Annotated in this window: 18 protein-coding genes; 12 read left to right on the top strand and 6 right to left on the bottom strand. The window is 64.6% G+C overall.

The features are described from left to right. Positions 1–7 precede the first annotated feature (7 nt). The 7 genes from VSR72_RS27120 to VSR72_RS27090 all read left to right on the top strand — a co-directional run bounded on the left by VSR72_RS27120 (position 8) and on the right by VSR72_RS27090 (position 8,745). Positions 8–2,389, top strand: a complete 2,382-nt coding sequence (locus VSR72_RS27120) for an aldehyde dehydrogenase family protein (RefSeq protein WP_342955431.1) — start codon at positions 8–10, stop codon at positions 2,387–2,389. A gap of 88 nt (positions 2,390–2,477) precedes the next feature. Then, positions 2,478–2,957, top strand: coding sequence for an RbsD/FucU domain-containing protein (locus VSR72_RS27115; protein ID WP_342955430.1), 480 nt, complete (start codon positions 2,478–2,480; stop codon positions 2,955–2,957). Beyond that, the gene (gene rbsK, locus VSR72_RS27110; RefSeq protein ID WP_342955429.1) at positions 2,954–3,895 is read left to right on the top strand and encodes a ribokinase; all 942 of its coding nucleotides are present in this window, start codon (positions 2,954–2,956) and stop codon (positions 3,893–3,895) included. The genes VSR72_RS27115 and rbsK overlap by 4 nt, the downstream gene beginning before the upstream one ends. 39 nt (positions 3,896–3,934) lie before the next feature. Continuing rightward, positions 3,935–4,972 carry an ABC transporter permease gene (locus VSR72_RS27105; RefSeq protein ID WP_342955428.1) on the top strand — a complete coding sequence of 346 codons (1,038 nt, stop codon included), beginning with the start codon at positions 3,935–3,937 and terminating at the stop codon, positions 4,970–4,972. A gap of 101 nt (positions 4,973–5,073) precedes the next feature. Continuing rightward, positions 5,074–6,078: an autoinducer 2 ABC transporter substrate-binding protein gene (locus tag VSR72_RS27100; RefSeq protein WP_342955427.1), complete on the top strand. Its 1,005-nt coding sequence runs from the start codon at positions 5,074–5,076 to the stop codon at positions 6,076–6,078. Positions 6,079–6,151: 73 nt separating this feature from the next. Beyond that, positions 6,152–7,672 (top strand): sugar ABC transporter ATP-binding protein, encoded by a 1,521-nt coding sequence (locus tag VSR72_RS27095; protein ID WP_342955426.1) that lies wholly within the window; start codon positions 6,152–6,154, stop codon positions 7,670–7,672. Positions 7,673–7,701: 29 nt separating this feature from the next. Then, the gene (locus VSR72_RS27090) at positions 7,702–8,745 is read left to right on the top strand and encodes an ABC transporter permease (protein WP_342955425.1); all 1,044 of its coding nucleotides are present in this window, start codon (positions 7,702–7,704) and stop codon (positions 8,743–8,745) included. Between the two features lie 42 nt (positions 8,746–8,787). Here VSR72_RS27090 and VSR72_RS27085 read toward each other — a convergent pair whose 3' ends face one another. Then, positions 8,788–9,516 (bottom strand): DeoR/GlpR family DNA-binding transcription regulator, encoded by a 729-nt coding sequence (locus VSR72_RS27085; RefSeq protein WP_342955424.1) that lies wholly within the window; start codon positions 9,514–9,516, stop codon positions 8,788–8,790. A 251-nt stretch (positions 9,517–9,767) separates the two neighbouring features. Here VSR72_RS27085 and aldA point away from each other — a divergent pair, with 251 nt between their 5' ends. The 4 genes from aldA (at position 9,768) to VSR72_RS27065 (ending at position 15,557) form a co-directional block, all read left to right on the top strand. Further along, entirely contained in the window at positions 9,768–11,189 is a 1,422-nt protein-coding gene (aldA, locus tag VSR72_RS27080; protein WP_342955423.1) for an aldehyde dehydrogenase, read from the top strand. Between the two features lie 201 nt (positions 11,190–11,390). Continuing rightward, entirely contained in the window at positions 11,391–12,632 is a 1,242-nt protein-coding gene (locus tag VSR72_RS27075) for an MFS transporter (RefSeq protein ID WP_342955489.1), read from the top strand. Between the two features lie 13 nt (positions 12,633–12,645). Continuing rightward, positions 12,646–13,863 carry a mandelate racemase/muconate lactonizing enzyme family protein gene (locus VSR72_RS27070; RefSeq protein ID WP_342955422.1) on the top strand — a complete coding sequence of 406 codons (1,218 nt, stop codon included), beginning with the start codon at positions 12,646–12,648 and terminating at the stop codon, positions 13,861–13,863. Between the two features lie 17 nt (positions 13,864–13,880). Further along, a complete protein-coding gene (locus tag VSR72_RS27065) occupies positions 13,881–15,557 on the top strand; it encodes a choline dehydrogenase (protein ID WP_342955421.1) in 1,677 nt (558 codons plus the stop codon). On the opposite strand, the gene VSR72_RS27060 is transcribed toward VSR72_RS27065, so the two are convergent. From VSR72_RS27060 to VSR72_RS27040, 5 genes are all read right to left on the bottom strand, one after another. Further along, entirely contained in the window at positions 15,530–16,408 is an 879-nt protein-coding gene (locus VSR72_RS27060; protein WP_342955488.1) for a LysR substrate-binding domain-containing protein, read from the bottom strand. The two genes, VSR72_RS27065 and VSR72_RS27060, sit on opposite strands and share 28 nt — an antisense overlap. A 90-nt stretch (positions 16,409–16,498) precedes the next feature. Then, positions 16,499–17,662, bottom strand: coding sequence for an MFS transporter (locus VSR72_RS27055; protein ID WP_342955420.1), 1,164 nt, complete (start codon positions 17,660–17,662; stop codon positions 16,499–16,501). Between the two features lie 10 nt (positions 17,663–17,672). Next, positions 17,673–18,497: a betaine/proline/choline family ABC transporter ATP-binding protein gene (locus VSR72_RS27050; RefSeq protein ID WP_342955419.1), complete on the bottom strand. Its 825-nt coding sequence runs from the start codon at positions 18,495–18,497 to the stop codon at positions 17,673–17,675. 93 nt (positions 18,498–18,590) lie between these two features. After that, complete coding sequence (locus VSR72_RS27045) at positions 18,591–19,550, bottom strand: proline/glycine betaine ABC transporter permease (protein WP_342955418.1); 960 nt, start codon at positions 19,548–19,550, stop codon at positions 18,591–18,593. A 60-nt stretch (positions 19,551–19,610) separates the two neighbouring features. Then, the gene (locus VSR72_RS27040) at positions 19,611–20,648 is read right to left on the bottom strand and encodes an ABC transporter substrate-binding protein (RefSeq protein ID WP_342955417.1); all 1,038 of its coding nucleotides are present in this window, start codon (positions 20,646–20,648) and stop codon (positions 19,611–19,613) included. A gap of 282 nt (positions 20,649–20,930) precedes the next feature. Here VSR72_RS27040 and fae point away from each other — a divergent pair, with 282 nt between their 5' ends. Continuing rightward, positions 20,931–21,452: a formaldehyde-activating enzyme gene (gene fae / locus VSR72_RS27035; protein ID WP_158761135.1), complete on the top strand. Its 522-nt coding sequence runs from the start codon at positions 20,931–20,933 to the stop codon at positions 21,450–21,452. Positions 21,453–21,484 lie beyond the last annotated feature (32 nt).

Here is a 21,484-nt window from a genome sequence, read left to right as displayed (position 1 = left end):
CATACCGATGAGCGTAGCCGAGTACTTCCGAACGATGGATTACGGTCCCGCCCCCGAGGACGAACAGCCCGTGCGCGTGTGGCTTGCGCACCATGAGGCCACGTTTGGGCATTTCATTGACGGCGCCTGGCGCGAGAGCGCCGAAGGCGAGCGTTTCGAAGTGCGCGCGCCTGCCACCGGCGAGGCGCTCGCCGCCGTGTCGCAAGGCGGCGCGGCGGATGTCGCGGCAGCCGTCGCGGCGGCGCGAGCGGCGCAGCCCGAGTGGTACGCCATGGGCGGCGCGGCGCGCGCGCGGCATCTCTATGCGCTGTCGCGCATGGTGCAACGCCACAGCCGTCTCTTTGCCGTGCTCGAAGCGCTCGACAACGGCAAGCCGATTCGCGAGGCGCGCGACATCGATATTCCGCTCGTGGCGCGCCATTTCCTCCATCACGCCGGCTGGGCGCAGCTTCAGGAGAGCGAGCTGACCGGATGGTCGCCGCTGGGCGTGATCGGCCAGATCGTGCCGTGGAATTTCCCGCTGCTGATGCTCGCGTGGAAGGTTGCGCCCGCCATCGCGCTCGGCAACTGCGTGGTGCTCAAGCCCGCCGAATACACGCCGCTCACCGCGCTCCTGTTCGCCGAACTGGCGCATCGCGCGGGGCTGCCCAAGGGCGTGCTCAACGTGGTCACGGGCGACGGCAGCACGGGCGCGGCGCTCGTCGAGCATCCCGGCGTCGACAAGATCGCCTTTACAGGCTCGACCGATGTGGGCCGCCTCATCCGCACCGCTACAGCTGGCACCGGCAAGTCGCTTACGCTGGAACTGGGCGGCAAGTCGCCGTTCATCGTGTTCGACGACGCCGACCTCGACGGTGCGGTGGAAGGTGTGGTGGACGCCATCTGGTTCAACCAGGGCCAGGTATGCTGCGCGGGTTCCCGTCTGCTCGTGCAGGAGGGCGTCGAAGCGCGCTTTATCGAAAAGCTCAAGCGCCGCATGGCGACGCTGCGCGTGGGGCCCTCGCTCGACAAAGGCATCGACATTGGCGCGATCGTCGATCCGGTCCAGCTTGAACGCATTGAGACGCTCGTGGAAGCTGGGCGGCGCGAAGGCTGCAACGTGTGGCAGCCGCGCGAAGTCACGCTGCCGTCGGGCGGATGTTTCTATCCGCCCACGCTCGTGACGGGCATCGGGCCCGCCTCGACGCTCGCGCAGGAGGAAATCTTCGGGCCGGTGCTCGCGGCCATGAGCTTTCGCACGCCGGAAGAAGCCGTGGCGCTCGCGAACAATTCGCGCTGTGGCCTTGCCGCGAGCGTGTGGAGCGAGACCATCGGGCGCGCGCTCGACATCGCGCCGCGCCTGCAATGCGGCGTGGTGTGGATCAACGCAACGAACCTCTTCGATGCGAGCGTGGGCTTCGGCGGCTACCGCGAATCGGGCTTCGGGCGCGAAGGCGGCCGCGAAGGCGTGTTCGAATATCTGAAGCCTGCGGCATGGAGCAAGCTGCCGATGCGCGCGCAACGCGAGGCACGCCCGCACGCACAAGACTTTGCGCACGCGAGCACCGGTCTCGATCGTACTGCGAAGCTTTTTATCGGCGGCAAACAGGTACGGCCCGATAGCGGCTATTCACACGCCATCTACACGCCGAACGGCGAATGGGTGGGCGAAGTCGGCGCGGGCAGCCGCAAGGACGTGCGCGACGCGGTTGCCGCCGCGCGCGGCGCGAGCAAGTGGACGCAGATGAGCACGCACGCTCGCGCCCAGGTGCTGTATTACCTCGCGGAAAATCTGAGCGCGCGCGCCGAAGAATTCGCGCGGCAACTCACGCGCCGTGCGGGCCACGACGCGCGCGCAGCCGAGCGTGAAGTGGAGATGGCCATCGACCGGCTGTTCAGCTACGCGGCGTGGGCCGACAAGTTCGATGGCGCGGTGCATACGCCGCCGTTGCGTGGGGTTGCGCTTGCGATGCACGAGGCGCTTGGCGTGGTCGGCATTGCTTGCCCTGACGAAGCGCCGCTGCTCGGCTTCGTTTCGCTGATCGCCCCGGCGCTCGCGATGGGCAATCGTGTCGTGGCGCTGGCGAGCGAGGCGTGCCCGCTCACGGCAACGGACTTCTATCAGGTCGTGGAAACCTCGGATGTGCCTGCGGGCGCACTCAACATCCTGACCGGCGAGCGCGCCGCCTTGCTGCCCGCGCTAGCGAAGCACGACGACGTGGATGCGCTCTGGTGCTTCGGCACGGCAGCCGATTCGGCCCTTGTGGAGCGCGAATCGGTCGGCAACCTGAAGCGGACTTTTGTGGATCATGGCCGACAGGTTGACTGGTTCGACCGGACGAGCGCAGGATTGCCGTTCCTGCGCCACGCCGTGCAGGTGAAGAACATCTGGATACCGTACGGCGACTGAGCGCTTCGAACAAGAAAACGCCAGATCCAGCTTTGCATGGGGCGGCACTAAGCGCTAAAGCGCCGAGTGCCGCCGACAGGAGACGAAAATGCTGAAGAATCTTGACCCGCTTCTGAACGCCGATGTCCTGCAAGCGCTGCGCGCAATGGGTCACGGCGACGAACTCGTCGTTTGCGACGCCAACTTTCCCGCCGATTCCGTTGCGCGCGCAACGGTGCTCGGCAAGTTGCTGCGCATCGACGGCGCGGATGCGCCTCGCGCCGTGCGCGCCATCCTCTCCGTGCTGCCGCTCGACACCTTCGTCGAAGCCCCGGCCATGCGCATGGAAGTGGTTGGCGAACCCAATACGATCCCCACCGTGCAGCGCGAAGCGCAGGCCGAGGTCGATGCCGCGGAGCGCCGCTCCGTGCCGTTCGCGCCCATTGAGCGTCATGCGTTCTATGCACGCGCCCGCAAGGCCTATTGCGTAATCGCCACGGGCGAAACGCGCGGCTACGGCTGCTTCGTGTTCACCAAAGGCGTGCTGCTCGCACCCGACGCGCCGCGCGCGACGGAGCAGGGCCAATGAGCGGACGCGTCGTCATCCTCGGCATTTATGTGACCGATCTCGCGTTTCGCGCGAGCCGCATGCCGATGATCGGCGAGACGCTCGCCGGATCGGCGTTCGCCATGGGGCCGGGCGGCAAGGGTTCGAATCAGGCCGTGGCCGCCGCGCGCGCGGGCGCGCAGGTGGTGTTCTGCACGCGAGTGGGCAACGACGCGTTCGGCGACATCGCACGCGCCACGTGGGCCGCCGAAGGCATCACGGCGCGCACCCAGGCCGTGGACGGACTGGCCACGGGCGCGGCGCACATCTTCGTGGACGACACGACCGGCATGAACGCGATCATCGTCGCGGCGGGCGCGGCGGCGACGATGGAGCCCGGCGACGCTGAAGCGATCGAAGCCGATATCGCGGCCTCCCAGGTATTCGTCACGCAACTGGAGCAGCCACTCGCGGCGGCGCGTCGCGGACTCGAACTGGCGCGCAGGCATGGCGTGAAGACGGTGTTCAATCCGGCGCCTGCCATGGCGCTGCCCGACGACATCTTCCCGCTGTGCGACTACGTCACGCCCAATGAGACCGAGGCGCAGGCGCTCACCGGCATCGAGATCCGCAACGCCGACCACGCGCGCCGCGCCGCCGACGCGCTGCTCGCCAAGGGCGCGGGCGCGGTGATCGTGACGCTGGGCGAAGCCGGCGCGCTGCTCCATACGCGCGATGCTTCGGTCCTGCTCCCCGCGTTCAATTGCGGCCCGGTGGTGGAGACGGCGGGCGCGGGTGACGGCTTCACGGGCGGCTTTGCGGCGGCGCTCGCACGCGGCGACGATGCGCTCACGGCCACGCGTTTTGGCTGCGCGCTGGCGGGCATATCCGTCACGCGCCCGGGCACCGCGCCTTCCATGCCGCGCAAGGAAGAAGTCGACGCCATGCTCGCGCGCACGGCGAACGCCGAGACGCATTGACGATTGGTACTTGCAAACACACCGCAAAGGATGAAGTCCATGAAGTCTGCACTCTTTGCCAAATGGTTCGGCGACCGGCAGTTGAACTTCCTGCTGGCCGTGAACCTGCTGGTCGTGCTGGTCGCGGTCTGGGTGTCGCGCGGTCAGTTTGTCGGTATCGACAACCTGCAGTCGATGGGCGCGCAACTGCCCGAAGTCGCGTTGCTCGCGCTCGGCATCATGCTTTCCATGCTTTCGGGCAACGGCGGCATCGATCTGTCTGGTGTGGGGCTCGCGAATCTTTCAGGCATGATCGCCGCGCTGGTGGTGCCGCGCCTTGTGAGCGGAGACGATTCGCCCGCGCTGTATACGGCGCTCTTTATCGTGATCGTGCTGGGCATGGGGCTCCTTGGCGGCCTGCTCAACGGCGTGGTGATTGCTCGCCTCGGGCTCACGCCCATTCTTTGCACGCTCGGCACGCAACTGCTTTTCACGGGCTTTGCGGTGGCGCTGAGCAACGGCGCCTCGGTGCACGTGGATTACGTCGAACCGCTCGCCGATATCAGCAACGGCACGTTCTTCCAGGTGCCGATCTCGTTCCTGCTATTCGTGGCCGTGGTCATTTTGCTCGGCTGGCTGCTCAGGCGCACGCCGTTCGGGCTGCGCCTCTATCTCATGGGCACGAACCAGCGTGCGGCCTTCTATGCGGGCATTCCGCGTGCGCGCATGCTGATCATGACCTACGCGATGTGCGGCGTGCTCGCCTCGCTCGCGGGTCTCGTGAGCGTTTCGCACACGCTCAGCGCGAAATGGGACTACGGCAATTCGTATCTGCTGATCGCCATTCTCATTGCGGTGATGGGCGGCGTGAATCCGGCGGGCGGCTATGGACGCATCATCTGCGTGTTCTTTGCCGCGACGGTGCTGCAATTCCTTTCGAGCCTCTTCAATCTGATGGGCGTCTCGCAGTTCTTCGGCGACTGCGCCTGGGGCTTCCTGCTGTTGCTCTCGCTCGCGTTCGCGGGCGGCGAGCGGGTACGTGTGATTTTCGGTCTCGGAGGCTCTTCGTCCGCTGGCAAAGGGCGGACTTCGGGCTGACCGGCTGAACTGTGTAGCAGGCGGGCCTCGAGCCTCGGAGGTCCGCCGCGATCCATTTCGGGGCGAAGGCTAATCGGCTAATAAAAACGGAGACATGGAACATGAAGATCAAGCGACTCAGCGTGGCAATCACAGCGTGTGCACTTGCCGCTGGCATGGCGGCCGTGGCGTATGCGGCGGAAAACCCGACCATCGTCACGGTGGTGAAGGTGACCGGCATTAGCTGGTTCAACCGCATGGACGACGGCGTGAAGGAATTCGGCAAGGACAACCCGAACGTTTCGGTCTACCAGACGGGGCCGGGGCGCGCGGACGCCGCGCAGCAACTGAAGATCATCGACGACCTGATCGCGAAGAAAGTGAGCGCGATCGCGGTCGTGCCGTATGACCCGCCCACGCTCGAACCGGCGCTCAAGAAGGCGATGGACCGCGGCATCAAGGTGGTCACGCACGAAGCCGATAACGAAAAGAACACGATGGTCGACGTCGAGGCGTTCGACAACTCCGCGTACGGCGCCGCGCTCAACGACCGGCTCGCCTCGTGCATGCACAACGACGGCAAGTGGGCGACGATGGTCGGGTCGCTGGGCAGCCGCTCGCAGGTGCAGTGGGCCAATGGCGGCATCGACAACGCGAAGAAGAAGTTCCCGAAGATGCAACTCGTCGAAACGAACCTCGAAACCAACAACGACGGCGAGCACGCGTATGAAGTGGCCAAGGAAGTGCTGCGCAAGCATCCGGATATCAAGGGCTTCCAGGGCTCGTCGTCGCTCGACGTGATCGGCATTGGCCGCGCGGTCGAAGAAGCGGGGCTGCAGGGCAAGATCTGCGTGTATGGCACGGGCCTGCCGACTGAGGCCGGCAAGTACCTGGAAAGCGGCGCGATCAACGGCATTGCGTTCTGGGATCCGAAGCTCGCGGGCCTCGCGATGAACAAGATCGCGTTGATGCTGATCGACGGCAAGACGGTGGAAAATGGCACGAATCTCGGCTTGCCGGGCTATGAGAAGGTCACCGTGTCGAAGGGTCCCGGCAAGGGCATTATCGTGCGCGGCCAGGGCTGGGTGAGCGTCGACAAGTCGAACTACAAGCAATACAACTTCTGATCGGGAGAAGGTGGCGCGCGCAACGGTTTTCGGACCACGCGCGCGCTTCGTCGCAACGTCACGAAGAGACGACATGGCTTCAGAACCGTTATTGCAGGTGCTCGGCGTGCATAAGCGCTTCACGGGCGTGCACGCCTTGCGCGGCGTGACGCTCGCGTTCGAGCGCGGGCAGATCTATCACCTGCTCGGCGAGAACGGGTGCGGCAAGAGCACGCTCATCAAGATCATCTCCGGCGCGCAGCCGCCCGACGAAGGCGAACTCGTGATCGACGGCGCGCGTCACGCGCGGCTCTCGCCGCTCGAATCGCTCGCGGCGGGCATCGAGACCGTGTATCAGGATCTTTCGCTGCTGCCCAACATGAGCGTCGCGGAAAACGTGGGGCTCACGACCGAACTCGCGGAGCATGCGGGACGTCTCGCGCGTACGTTCGACCGCCGCGAACTCGCCCGCACGGCCGAGCGTGCCTTGAAGGCCGTGGGCCTGCCCGGCGACGCCGATTTCCAGGCGACGCTCATCGAACAATTGCCGCTCGCCACACGCCAGCTCGTGGCGATTGCGCGCGCCATTGCGAGCGAGGCGAAGTTCGTCATCATGGACGAGCCCACGACCTCGCTCACGCAAAAGGAAGTGACCAACCTCATCGCCGTGCTTGGCCAGTTGCGCGCGCAAGGTGTGACCGTGCTGTTCGTGAGCCACAAGCTCGACGAGTGCTATGCGATTGGCGGCGAAGTGATCGTGCTGCGCGACGGCCAGAAAGTGACGCAAGGCCCCATCACGAATTACACCAAGGCGCAGTTGAGCGAGCTGATGACGGGCCGCGAGCTTTCCACTGAACGCTACCGCAACGTCGCGGCCCAGTCCGACGTGCTGCTCGCCGTCCGCGGACTTGGCCGTACGGGCCTGTTCAGCGACGTGTCGTTCACGCTGCATCGCGGCGAGATTCTCGGCGTGACGGGGCTGCTCGACTCTGGCCGCAACGAACTCGCGCGTGCGCTTGCGGGCGTCGCGCCCGCCGACGCGGGCGAGATCGTGCTCGAAGGCAGCGCGATCAAACTGGCGAATCCCGGCGACGCGCGGCGCGCGCGCATTGGCTATGTGCCGGAAGACCGCCTGAACGAAGGCCTTTTCCTCGACAAGCCGATTCGCGACAACGTCATCACGGCGATGATCGCAAGCCTGCGCGACCGCTTTGGCCAGATCGACCGCACACGTGCGCGCGCACTGGCCGAAAACACCGTGAAGGAATTGCAGATCGCCACGCCCGACGTGGATAAGGCCGTGCAGTCGCTTTCGGGCGGCAACCAGCAGCGCGTATTGATTGGCCGCTGGCTCGCCATCGACCCGCACGTGCTGATCCTGCACGGGCCGACCGTGGGTGTGGACGTCGGCTCGAAAGACATCATCTATCGCATCATGCAGCGGCTCTCGCAGCGCGGCATTGGCATTCTGCTCGTGAGCGACGACTTGTCCGAATTGCTGCAGAACTGCGATCGCGTCCTGATGATGCGTAAAGGCCGCCTCGCCGAAGAGCATCACGCCGATGGCCTGACCGAAGCCGATTTGTATCGCGCGCTGCTTGCAGAGGCAGCCTGAATTCCGCGTAACGTTTTGCCGGACACCGCATGAGCATGAATCAGACAATGAGCACGTCGTCCAATACCGTCGAAGTCGCGCGCCAGAGTGTGCCGCTCAACTGGCGCGCGAAGCTCGCCCGCAATCCCGAGTGGTTCACGGCCACGCTGATCGTCATCACCTGCGTGATCGTGGCTTCGATCAACCCGCGCTTTTTCCAGTGGGCGACGCTGTTCGACCTGCTGCACTCGGCCACGATCACGTCGCTTTTCGCGCTCGGCACGCTCGTCGTGCTGGCATCGGGCGGCATCGATGTCTCGTTCACGGCTATCGGCGCGCTCACGATGTACTCGATCACGAAAGCCGTGTTCGCCTGGTGGCCCGATGCGCCGTTCGCGCTCATTCTGCTTACGGGTGCTGCGGGCGGCATCGTGCTCGGGGTGATCAACGGCATGCTCGTGCACCGGCTGCAGGCGCCTTCGCTGATCGTGACGATCGGCACGCAGTACCTCTATCGCGGGCTGCTGCTCACCTTCGTGGGCACGACGTTCTTCATGAACATCCCGCACAGCATGGACCACTTCGGACGCATTCCGCTCATTGCGTACAAGACCGCCGACGGGCTCAACGCGGTGCTGCCCGTCTCCGCGATCGCGCTCGTGGCAGGCGCGATTCTCACGTGGTGGCTGCTCAATCGCACGATGATGGGGCGCGGTGTTTACGCCATGGGCGGCAGCACGGCAATTGCGGAGCGGCTTGGCTTCAACCTGCGCGCGATCCGGCTGTTCGTGTTCGGCTATACGGGGTTTCTCGCCGGCGTGGCGGGCATTCTGCATGTGGCGAACAACCGCCTCGCGAATCCGTTCGACCTCGTGGGCTCGGAACTCGACGTGATCGCGGCGGTGATCCTGGGCGGCGCGCGCATTACAGGCGGCAGCGGCACGGTTGTGGGCACGCTGCTCGGCGTGGCGCTCGTTACGCTCATCAACAACGTGCTCATTCTCGTGGGCGTACCGAGCACCTGGCAGAAGGTGATTGTCGGCGCGTTCATTCTGGTGGCCGGCACGCTGTTCGCGCTGCGCCGTCGCGGCTAAGGCACGCTACTGAAGCGACCGGCCTTCGCGGCCGGTCTTCGCTTATGCGCTCTTCGCGCGCAGCGTTTGGCCTTTTTCGGTGATGATGGAATTGAAGTCGCCCATCTGGGAAAAGCGCCACGCCTTCACGATGCCGTACTTGCTTGCATCCACAACAAGATGGCTTTCCACGGCGCTGGCCATGGCAGCCTGCTTGAGCGCGACTTCGTGAAAGTTCCAGCACGTCACGCCGCGCGCGGCGTCCACGCCACCCGCTGAAATGAACGCCTTGTTGATGCCCATGCGGCGCAGCGTTTCAAGGCTCTCCTCGCCGGAAAACGAATCCGACGACGGCACATACACGCCCCCCAGCAAGATCATGCGCACATTGGGCATGCGCCGCAGAATCTCGGCCACGTTGAGCGAATAGCACACCGCTGTGATCTGCAGTTGGGAGGGAATGAGGCGCGCGAGCGCGGCAAGTGTCGTACCGCAGTCGATGAACACGGTGTCGTTCTGCGCGATGAGCTGCGCCGCGTGCGCGGACGCTTGCGCTTTGGCCTGCGCGAAGTGGTCCTTTTCGTGTTCGAGCGAGTAGCCGGCGGTATTGGGCACGTCTTGCGCGCTCACGATATAGCCGCCCAGATACGTGAAACGCTCGGGATTCGCGGCGATATCGCGCCGCACGGTCATTTCGGAGACACCAAGCACGCTGGCTGCATCGCGCAGATGCATGACGTTGTGTTTTGCGAGCGCGTCGGCAAGGGCGCGCAGCCGGTCGGTTTTGGCCATGGGGTGGGTGCTGCGCCGGAACTTGCTGCCTTCCGGAGAGCGTTAGATTTATTTCGTAGGTGTGATCGAATTATAACAAGCACGGCGTGCGATGGCCACGCGCTTTGACTTCTCAAGCTCCCGCGCCTCATCCGGCGAGCATGCGTTTTTCGCATGCTCCGCTCGACAATTAATCGTTTGTCGCGTCCCGATGCCGCACGGATACTGCCCTTTCTCAAGAAGCGGCGGCAACGCCGAATGGGCGGCAATTCATGCGATCAGACCTCAATTTCATCAATGGGCAGTTCGTCGGCGCCGAAGGGCCGCACATCGCTGTCCATAACCCCGCAACCGGCGACGCGATCGGTCAGGTGAGCGCCGCGAGCGCAGCCGATGTCGTTCGCGCAGTCGATGCGGCGAAGGCCGCCCAGCGCGCCTGGCGCAAGCTTCCCGCCGCCGATCGCGGCGCGATCCTGAACCGTTTCGCGGACGCGATCGTGGCACGCGCGCCGAAGATCGGCGCAGCGCTTGCCGCCGAGTCGGGCAAGAGCGTCGCGGACGCCACCGCCGAGGCGCAGTACGCCGCCGAAATCCTGCGCTACCACGCGCAGTGGGCGCGCCGCATTGAAGGTGAGGTGATTCCGAGCGACAGCGCGAACGAAAACCTCATTCTCATGCGCGAACCGATCGGCGTGGCCGCGTGTTTGATTCCTTTCAACTTCCCGGTGTACACGCTGCTGCGCAAGGTCGCGCCGGCGCTCATTACGGGTAACGCGGTGGTCGTGCGGCCGAGCAACAACACGCCGTGCTCGGCGTTCGAAGTGGCGCGCGCCGCGCAGGAAGCGGAACTGCCGGCCGGCATTTTCAACGTGCTGGCCATGGACCACGACACTGCGGCAGTGCTCTGTACGCATCCTGCCGTCGGCATGATCACGCTCACGGGCAGCGTGAACGCGGGCCGCAAGGTGCTCGATTACTGCAAGGAAAATATCGCCAGGCCGTCGCTGGAACTGGGCGGCAAGACGCCGGTGATCATCGAAGACGACGCTGATCTCGAAGCGGCTGCAGCGGCCATCGTGCGCTCGAAAACCACGCATTGCGGCCAGCTTTGCACGGCAATCGAACGCGTGTACGTGCACGTCAGCGTACATGACCGCTTCGTCGCGCTGCTGCGCGAGAAGATGAGCGCCGTGCGCTTCGGCGACCGCGCCGAAGACGAAACCCGCATGGGTCCGCTCGTGAGCGCCAGCGCTCGTACGGCGATCCACGCGATGGTCGAGCGCGCAGTGGCCGAAGGCGCGAAGCTCGAAACGGGCGGTTACGTGCCCGAAGGCAAGGGTCATTTCTACCCGCCTACGCTGCTGACGCATTGCCGCCAGGACATGGAGATCGTGCAGGAGGAAATCTTCGGCCCGGTGCTGCCAGTGCTGTCGTACGAGACGCTCGACGACGCACTGCACATGGCAAACGACCACCAGTTCGGCCTTTCGTCGGTGCTCTTTACGGAGCGCTATCGCACGACCATGCGCGTCGCGAATGAAATCGAAGCGGGCGAACTGTATGTGAACCGCACGCCCGCCGATCCGTACCAGGGGTACCACGCTGGCTGGAAGCGCTCGGGCCTCGGCGGCGACGACGGCAAGCACGGCATGCTCGAATTCACGCAAACACGCCTTGTCGTGATGCCGTTCTGATCGTTCGAAATACTGATTAAGCGTTGAAACGGCGCCCCACGCAGCGGGCGCCTCAGATGAAGAAAAAAACGCCTCGCGCCGGCAACCGCCCGCGCGCAGGCTCAGGAGACAATCTTGCAGAAGTCCATCGGAAAGCCCAATGCGCCGGGTAGCTCGCCGCGCGCCGAAATTTCATCGCTCACGCCTGTCGCATCGGGCTCGATGCAGCGCTACGTGCAATTGCTGCTGCTCGTGCTCGCCGCGGGCGGTATTTATCCGCTGCGGTATTTGCGTCAGGTCTATCAGACCACGATGCTCGATGTCCTGCATATCGACAATGCACAGCTCGGTTACCTCTACTCGGTGCTCGGCATCGTGTTCTTCGTTTGCTATCTGCCGAGCGGCTGGCTGGCCGACCGCGTCGCCCCGCGGCTGTTGATCTGCTTTTCGCTCATCGGCACCGGCGTGCTGGGGCTGTGGTACTCCACTGCGCCGTCGTTCCATGCGCTGCTCGTGATCTTCTGCCTCTGGGGCGTCACCACCGGCCTCACGTTCTGGGCCTCGGTGCTCAAGCGCGTGCGGATGATCGCGGCAGCGAACGAGCAAGGCCGCTTTTTCGGTCTGCTCGACGGCGGACGCGGGCTCGTCGAGGCGCTGCTCGCCACCGCGGCGCTCGCGCTCTTTGCGGCTGCAACCGGCTCGGGACGCGGTGAGACGGTGGGCCTGCGCCACGTGATCTACATGTATTCCTTCACGTGTATCGCACTTGGCGCGTTGATGAGCTTCTTCAAGGACCCCGCGCCTGCGCAAGCCGAAAGCAAGTCGGCCGAGGCCAACGAAAAGGGTTCGCTGTGGCGCGATCTCGCGACGCTCGCCTCGATTCCGCAGCTTTGGCTCATGGCGGCTGTGGTGTTCTGCGGCTACCAGATCTTCTGGGCGACTTATAGCTTCTCCGCGTATCTCCAGCAGGGCGAGATGCACATGAGCGTCGTGGCCGCCGGCATGGTCACCACCGCGAAGCTCTGGATGCGGCCCATCGGCGGCATCGGCGGCGGCTTTCTCGGCGACCGCCTGTCGAACCTGCGCGTGCTGGTCTGGGCGCTGTTCCTGGCCGTCGCGGGCCTGATCGGCCTGATCCTGCTGCCTGCGCTGCGCAACATGGCGCTGCTCGGCGCGGTGGTGCTGTTCATCGGCCTCATGACCTATGCGATTCGCGGCCTCTACTGGACGCTGCTCGACTACTGCGCCATTCCCATGCGCATAACGGGCCTCGCCATCGGTCTCGTTTCGCTCATTGGCTATTCGTCGGACATCTTCCTGCCGCTCGTGAACGGCTATATCACCGAACACTACGCAGGCATGCTCGGCTATCAGATCTATTTCGCCTATGTCGCCGCCATTGGCACGCTCGGCGGTATCGCCGCGCTCGTGCTCAAGCGCATGACCCAATCCAAACCTGCCTGAAACAGCCTGAACCATGAAAGTCGTTGCCATTGAAACGAACGTCGTTGCGGTGCCCCCTCCGCACCTCGGCGGCATGTACTGGATCTTCGTTACGCTGAAAACCGATTGCGGGATCGAAGGCGTAGGCGAAATTTACGCCGCTACGTTCCACCCGAACGTGATGGTGCCCGCGATCGAAGACGTCTTCACGCGTTACTTGCTGGACCACGATCCGCACCGCGTCGAGCGTTTGTTCCGCGAGGCCTATTCGAGCGGCTTCACACAGCGCCCGGACCTCACGATGATGGGCATCGTTAGCGGCCTCGAAATGGCGTGCTGGGACATCATCGGCAAGGCGGCGGACAAGCCCGTGTACGAGCTGCTGGGCGGCATGGTGAACGAGCGGCTTCGTTCGTATACCTACTTGTACCCGAAGAACGCAAAGGGTGAATACGACTACGACGATCCCGACCTCGCCGCCGAATGCGCTGCCGAGAATGTGAAGCACGGCTTCACCGCGGTCAAGTTCGACCCGGCGGGTCCGTACACGGCGTATTCAGGTCATCAGCTCTCGCTCGAAGTGCTCGACCGCTGCGAAACGTTCTGCCGCAAGGTACGCGAAGCGGTAGGTAGCAAGGCCGACTTGCTGTTCGGCACACATGGACAGATGGTGCCGTCTTCGGCAATCCGGCTTGCGAAGCGGCTCGAAAAATACGACCCGCTGTGGTTCGAAGAGCCAGTGCCGCCGGGCCAGGAAGAGGCCGTCGCCAACGTTGCGAAGCACACGTCCATTCCCATTGCGACGGGCGAGCGCCTCACCACCAAATACGAATTCCACAAGCTGTTGCAGGCGGGCGGCGCGTCGATCCTGCAACTGAACGTTGCGCGCGTGGGCGGCCTGCTCGAAGCGAAGAAGATCGCGACGCTCGCCGAAGTCCATTACGCGCAGATCGCGCCGCATCTGTACAACGGCCCCATTGGCGCGGCGGCGAGCATCCAGCTCGCGGCTTGCACGCCGAACTTCCTGATTCAGGAAAGCATCGGCACGTGGGATGGTTTCCACGCGCAGGTACTCAAGCAACCCATTCAGTGGGAAGACGGCTACATCATTCCCTCAAAGGCGCCGGGCCTTGGCGTCGAACTCGACATGGACGTCGTGCGCGCGCACTCGCCCTATACGGGCAAGCGTCTGCATCTGCAGATGGCGAGCCAGCCCGCCGACGTGCGCGACACCTCGCCTGCACGCGGCTGATCCGCCGGAGCACTTAGATGAACTACGACTACATCATCGTCGGCGCCGGGTCGGCGGGCTGCATTCTCGCGGAACGGCTCTCGGCTTCAGGGCGTCATTCGGTGCTGCTGCTCGAAGCGGGCGGACCCGACGATTCGTTCTGGTTCAAGATCCCGATCGGCTTCGCCAAGCTCTACTACAACAAGCAGTACAACTGGATGTATTACAGCGAGCCGGAGCCGGAGCTTGGCGGACGGCAGATCTATGCGCCGCGCGGCAAGGTGCAGGGCGGCTCGGGCGCGATCAACGCGATGATCTACGTGCGCGGGGCGGCGCGCGATTACGACGACTGGGCCGCGGCGGGTAATGCGGGCTGGTCGTACCAGGAAGTGCTGCCGTACTTCCGCAAGCTCGAATCGCATCCGCTCGGCGACACGCCCTGGCACGGTGCGAATGGTCCTGTGCGCATCACGCCGATGAAGGAGGGTGCGCATCCCGTGTGCCGCACGTTTGTCGAAGGCTGCACGCAGCTCGGCTACGACCGCAACGACGACTTCAACGGCGCGCGGCTCGAAGGCGTGGGCATCTACGATGTGAATACGCGGGACGGAAAGCGCGATTCGAGCAGCGTGGCCTACCTGCATCGCGCAGGGCATCGAGCGAACCTGAAGATCGAGCATCATGCGCGGGCCACGCGCGTGCTGTTCGACGAAGCGAAACAACGCGCCGTTGGCGTGGAGATCGTGCAGCAGGGCGTGAAGCGAACGTTCCAGGCGAGCCGCGAAGTGATCGTCGCGGCGGGCGCCGTCGATTCGCCGAAGTTGCTCCAGCTTTCGGGCGTGGGCCCGCGTGCGCTGCTCGCGAAGCACGGCATCGACGTAGTGCACGAGCTGCCTGCGGTGGGGCAGAACCTGCAGGACCATTTGTGCGTGAGCTTTTACTATCGCTCGCGCGTGAAGACGCTCAATGATTCGTTCAGCAGCTGGTTCGGCAAGCTTAAGTTCGGGCTGCAATACGTTTTCCAGCGCAAGGGTCCGTTCTCGATGAGCGTGAACCAGTCGGGCGGCTTCTTCCGCACGAATGCCGATGAGGCGCACCCGAACATGCAGGTGTACTTCAATCCGCTTTCGTATCGGATTCCTAAGTCAAACCGTGCGCAGCTCACGCCGGAGCCGTATTCCGGCTTCCTGGTTTGCTTCAATCCGTGCCGGCCCACGAGCCGCGGCTCGGTGGAGATCGCTTCGTCGAACGTGGAAGACGCGCCGAAGATTCGCGGCAACTATCTCTCGACGCAGAAGGACCGCGACGAGGCGATTGCGGGCAGCCACCTCGTGCGCAAGCTGATGACGGCGCGCGCGTTGCAGGACATCACCGAAGCCGAAGTGACGCCCGCCGGCGAAGTGGCCGACGACGCGAGCATGCTCAAGTTCTTCCGCGAGCAAAGCGGTTCGATCTATCACCTGTGCGGCACCTGCGCGATGGGGCCGGACCCGCGTACGGCGGTGGTGGACGCGCGCCTGCGCGTGCATGGCATCGAAGGCTTGCGCGTGGTCGATGCATCAATCTTTCCAAATATCACATCGGGCAATACCAACGCACCGACGATGATGGTCGCGGAAAAGGGCGCGGATCTGATTCTGGAAGACGCCGATCAGGAAATCGCCGCGAGGGCCGTCGCGCAGGGCCGTCAACGCATGGCGGCGATTTCGTCCTGAAGCCATTGCCGGAACATCTGGAGCGGCTTCGAAGCCTTCTGTTCGGGCCGCACCACGAACCAGTATGACTGGCGGCCGTCCACGTGGATGTCACGCACGGGCGCGAGCAGGCCTTGCGCCAGTTCGTGCTCGATCATATGACGGTCGGCCATCGTCACGCCGAGCCCTTCCATGGCCGCGCGGATCGCATGATCGAGCAGGTCGAATTCGTAGCCGCCCGAGGTGTCCACGTCCTCGATGCGCGCCGCGTCGAGCCAATGCCGCCACGTGAGATAGCGCTGGTTGTCGCCTGCGAGCACGTGCAGCAGAGTTTGCTGCGTGAGGTCGATCGGCCCTTGCGCGAGCAGTGCGGGCGCGCACACGGCGATGTGCGATTCGTGCATCAGCAGCGAGCTGTCGAGGCCTTCCCATTCTCCGTCGCCAAAACGGATCGCGCAGTCTAGCGCCGTCGAATCGGCAAGGCTGTCCTGCAGATGCGTCGTGAGACTCAGTTCGAGTTCGGGATGGCGCGCGTGCAGGCGCGTGAGGCGCGGCACGAGCCAGCGGCTCGCGAAGGTGGGCGGCGCGTTCACGCGCAGGCGGTTGAGGTCGCTCTTCTGCTGGATCGTGCGCACCGTCAACTCGATGCGGTCGAATGACTGCTGGAGCGTGCGCAGCAGCGCGCGCCCGGCTTCGGTCAGTTCGAGCCGGTGGTGATGGCGCTCGAGCAGCTCCTCGCCAAGCTGTTCTTCAAGCTGGCGCACCTGGCGGCTTACCGCGCTCTGCGTCACGTTCAGCTGCTCGGCGGCGCGAGTGAAGCTGCCGCTCGTGCCTGCCGCCTCGAACGCCTTCAGGGCGTTCAGCGCCGGCATCTTTCGCTTCAAGGTCGTCTCCTCGCTCCAGGCGCCGTCTCGAAACGACGCCTCATGCAAACGACGCAGTATACCGGCACGCACCGACATTCAGGCGCCCCGCGCCCGTGAGAGCGCGGCGAGCGCGAGCGTGACGACGAGCGCGAAGACGTAAAGGCCGCCCGCGCCGAGGAGGCGCATAAAGAGCGATGCGACCGTAGGACCAGCCGCGCCGCCGAGCGAGAAGACGAGCAGCAACGTCGCGCTCGTCTGCACGCGCCGCGCCTGGTCGACCCGGTCGTTCACGTCGGAGACAATCACGCCGTACAGCGTGAACGTGAGCGCCACGTAAAGAAAGAGCAGCGTGTCGACGAGAGCCGGCGCGCGCAGGATGGCGAGCGCCGCGGCCGCGCACGCGGAGACGATCGAAATCACGCCGAGCGTGGCGCGCCGCCCGAGGCGGTCGGATAGACGCCCCACGGGCCATTGCGAAAGCAGTGCGCCGATCAGCACGACGCCCATGGCGCGCGAAATGCTGCTGGCCGGATAACCGATGCGCGCGAGATACACCGGCGTGAGCGCATAGAACGCGCTGGAAAGCAGCCCCGCGCCGATGCAGGCCGGCACGCTGCGCGGTGCGACGCGGTGCAGTTCGCGCAGGCCGTCGAGCAGCAGCGTGGGGCGCTTGGGCGTGGCGAGCGCGGAAGGCGGCGGCTTCGCCGCAGGCGTCGCTTCAGCCGATTGCCAATCGCCGATCAACGCCACCGGTATGAGCGCGGCCACGAACAAGCCGTTCACCAGCGCGTGCTCGAAAATGCCGCCGGGCGCGCCGAGACCCAGCAGGAATTGCCCGGCGCTCACGCCGAGATACGTGAGCACGAGATAGAACGCGAACGCGCGCCCGCGCCGCTCGTTCGGCACGGCGCCGTTCACGCCGCTTTCGATCGACGTGAACACGCCGACCATGCTGAAGCCGGTAATGAGCCGCAGCACGGCCCAAATGTCAGGGGAATCGAAGGAGAGGTAGCCGAGCGCCGCGAGCGCGGCGAGCGCGCCAAAGCCGATGAAGGCGCGCTGCGGCCCGATGCGCCCGACGATGGGGCCGAGCCCCAGCGCGCCCACGATGAAGCCGACGTAATAGCACGATTGCACGAGGCCGACGTCGAGTGCGGTGTGCTCGCCTTGCAGCATGCGCAGCGAGATCAGCGTCGTGAGGAGGCTGTTCCCGCAAACGAGAATCGTATAGCCGCCTAGCAGGCCGATGAGCGCCCGCATGTACGGCGGCTTAGTGCGTGGTCCCGGCGCGGCGCTCGACGAAGCGCCGCACATAGTCGTCGGCGGGGCGGTGCAGGATGTCGTCGGGCGTGCCGCACTGGATCAGCCGCCCGTCGCGCAGAATCGCGATCTGGTTGCCGATGCGCAGCGCCTCGTCGAGATCGTGCGTGATGAACACGATGGTCTTCTTGAGCGTGGCCTGGAGTTCGAGCAACTGGTCCTGCATTTCGGTGCGGATGAGCGGATCGAGCGCGGAAAACGCTTCGTCCATCAGCAGCACGTCGGTGTTCGCGGCGAGTGCGCGGGCGAGGCCCACGCGCTGACGCATGCCGCCCGAAAGCTCGTCGGGATAATGATCGGCGTAGCCTGCGAGGCCCACTTTGCCGAGCCATTCGCGCGCGCTCGCCTGCGCCGCCGCTTTCTTTTCGCCGCGCGTGGCGAGTGCATAGGCAGCATTGTTGAGCACCGTCTGGTGAGGCAGGAGTCCGAAGCTCTGGAACACCATGCTCACGCCGTAGCGTCGCAATTCGCGCAGGCCGTTGTCGGAGAGCTTGAGCACGTCCTTGCCGTCGATGAGAATCTCGCCCACGGTCGGCTCGATGAGCCGGTTGAAGTGGCGCACGAGCGTGGACTTGCCCGAGCCCGAAAGGCCCATGATCACGAAGATCTGGCCCGAGCCAATCGACAGGCTCACGTCGTTCAGGCCCACGTTGCAGCGCGTCTTCTCGAGGACCTCGGCCTTGCCCGTGCCGCTGCGCAGCAGGTCGAGCGCGCGCTGGCTCGCGTCGCGCGTGCCGAAGATCTTGTAGACGTTCTTGACTTCGATGCCGCTCATGATCGTTACCTCATTCCATGCTCATTGCTGGACGCGCCGGCCGGTCTTCACACGGGTTTTCCCATTGTGCCGACGCATTTGCCTTTGCGTTCGTTATTTGGCCGGCTGGCTCGCCATGTCGCCGGTCTTGGCCGCGTCGGCGCTTTCGCTTTCGCGAGCGCGGCGAAACGGAATGCGCGAGGGCTGCTTCGACTTGCGCGCGAGACCCCGTGTGCGGCGACCCTGGCCATAGCCCTGGCTGATACGGTCGATCACGATCGCGAGAATCACGATGGCGACGCCCGCCTGCGTACCCTTGCCGACGTCGAGCGTCTGAATGCCCGCGAGCACGTCTTCGCCAAGACCGCGTGAGCCGATCATCGAGGCGATCACGACCATGGACAGCGCCATCATCGTGGTCTGGTTGATACCGGCCATGATGCTCGGCCGTGCGAGCGGCAACTGCACGCCAAAGAGCAACTGCATGCGCGTGGTGCCGAAGGCGCGCGCGGCTTCGACGATTTCCGCATCCACGTGGCGAATACCGAGATCGGTCAGCCGAATGAGCGGCGGCAGCGCATAGACGACCGTGGCGAGAATGGCGGGCACCTTGCCGAGGCCGAACAGCATGAGCACCGGAATCAGGTACACGAAGCTCGGCAGCGTCTGCATGACGTCGAGCACCGGCAGGAGCACGCGGCGCAGCCCGCTGCTAGAGGCGGCGAGAATACCGAGCGGCACGCCGAGCACGACGGAGATGAGCGTGGCGACCACCATCAGCGCGAAGGTCTGCATGAGCTTGTCCCACAGCCCGAAGCAGCCGATCAGCCAGAGCAGGACGACGAACAATAGCGCCACGCCTATGCGCCGCGAAGCATGCCAGCCGAGCAGGCCCACCGCGGCGAGCACGACGATGGGCGGCGTGGCGCGCAACAGGCCTTCCAGCGGCACGAGCAGGTCGCGCAGCATGAGCACGCTGAAGTTGTGGAACGCGTCGCCGTAGCGCTGCACGAACGCGGAGACCTGGTCGTTGACCCAGTCGGCGATCGAGAGGTGAAGAAAGGGAGATCCCATGGTGAGCCTCATTCTGCGTGTGTCATGTGATGCGTACTGTCGTGCGGCAAGGACTTTGGCTTACGTGCGCAGGCCAGCCTGCACGCGCGCCGCGACTTCCGGCGTGACCCATTGCTTCCAGATTTCCGGATGCTGCTCGAAGAACGTGTGCGCGACCGTGGAGGCGTCGAGCTTCTTGTCGTGCATCTGCTGGACCAGTTGTTCGTCGAGCGCGAGCGGCAAGCTCACCTTGCCGAAGAACGCGACAGCGTCGGGTTCGGCGTCGAAGAACGGCGTGGACACCGCGACCTTCAGATGCGAAACCTTGAACGCGGATGCGCACGGCGTGCCCTTGGGATCGGCGATGGTGTTCCAGCAGGCGTCGGAATACGGCGCACCCTCCAGTTGCACGAAGTGGTACTTCGCCATCAGGCCGGCGGGCTGCCAGTAGTAGAAGAGAATGGGCTTGCCGCGCTCGTAGGCGGAGGCAATGGCCGCGTCGAGCGCGCCGCCGGTGCCTGGGCGGAAGTTCGTGTAATCGTCGCCGAGCTTGTAGGCCGTGAGCAGCCGGTTGTTGAAGCGCTCGCAATCCCAGCCTGCGGGGCAGTTGTAGAAGCGGCCCTTGCCGGGTTCTTCGTCGTCGGTGAAGAGGGACTTGTACTGCGGCAGTTGCGAGACGGAGCGCAGTTGGGGCGCCATGGGCTTGATGCCGCGCTTCGCGTCGCCGTTGATCACATAGTCGGGGACGTACCAGCCTTCCTTGTCGCCGCCGGGGATCAATTCGCCCACGAGCTTCACGCTGCCATCCTGCAAGCCGCGCGCGACGATGGGGCTGCGGCCCGTCCAGTGCTCGGCCCATACCTGCAGGTCGTTTTTCGTGAGCGCGGTTTCGGTGGCGGCCGTGGCGCCTGGCACGACTTCGGTCTTGCAGCCGTAACCTTTCTCCAGCACCGTGCGCACCATTTCGGTCATCAGCGCGCCGCTTTCCCAGGTGATTTGCGCGAGCTTCACGGTTTTGCCCGCCTGGCACCAGCCGGGGGCTGCAAAGCTGCTCGTGGTCGCGCAGGTTAGCGCGAGGGCGGCGGCAATACGCACGCCTGCCAGCGTGATATGTCTCATGTCGTCTCCAGTGATTGGAATTGTATGTGCGGTCCAGCGTGTGGCCGCCGCTTTTCGAATCAATCCGACCAGAGTCTAGCCGTGGCATTTCGGGTTGCGAAGCAACGAATAGTCATCGATGCATTACCTGACGTCATGCCACTTTCATCACGCGAATGATGACTGCCCAGCGATGACTGCGCGTCATGCCCCCATGAGATTTCATAGCTTTTGGGCGCTTGCGGCGTGTGCTGGAATGCGTCTGGCCATATTCGAACTCACGACACAGGAGACGGAGTCAAAATGAAAGACCTGCAAGTCTATATCGGCGAAGGTTTCGCTGGACCCGGCGTAAACGCTGCTCACATCAACATCATGATCGGCCCGCGCAATGGCCCCGTGGGGCAGGCGTTTACGAACAGCTTGTCGTCGCCTTCGCAAGGCCACGTGCCGTTCATGGTGGTCGCGCAGCCCAACGTGCCGGTCAAGCCCGCCACGCTCTACGTGAACAAGGCCGACATTCGCGGCGACCTGCACGGCAACGCCACGTGGGGCGCGTCGCAGGCGGCCATCGCGAAGGCGGTGACGGAAGCGATGCTCGACGGCACGCTGCCGCCGCAAGCGGAGAACGAATGGTGCATCGTCACGGCGAACTGGGTGAACTGGTCGTGCGACGACCTCGACGCCGTGTACGAGAACAACTACGTGGCCTGCAAGACGGCCATTCGCGCAGCGATGAACGGCCTCCCGAAGCTCGACGACATTGCGAAGATCAAGGATCAGATCAGCAATCCGTTCTACACGCCTAAGGCCAAGGCGGCTTGAGCCGCGCCAATCTGACAAAGCAGGTGACTACG

This window comes from Paraburkholderia sp. JHI869 (assembly GCF_038900775.1).
Classification (GTDB): Bacteria; Pseudomonadota; Gammaproteobacteria; order Burkholderiales; family Burkholderiaceae; genus Paraburkholderia.
The sequence above is the reverse complement of the archived record's forward strand: the minus strand, read 5'-3'. Positions and strand labels throughout refer to the sequence as shown.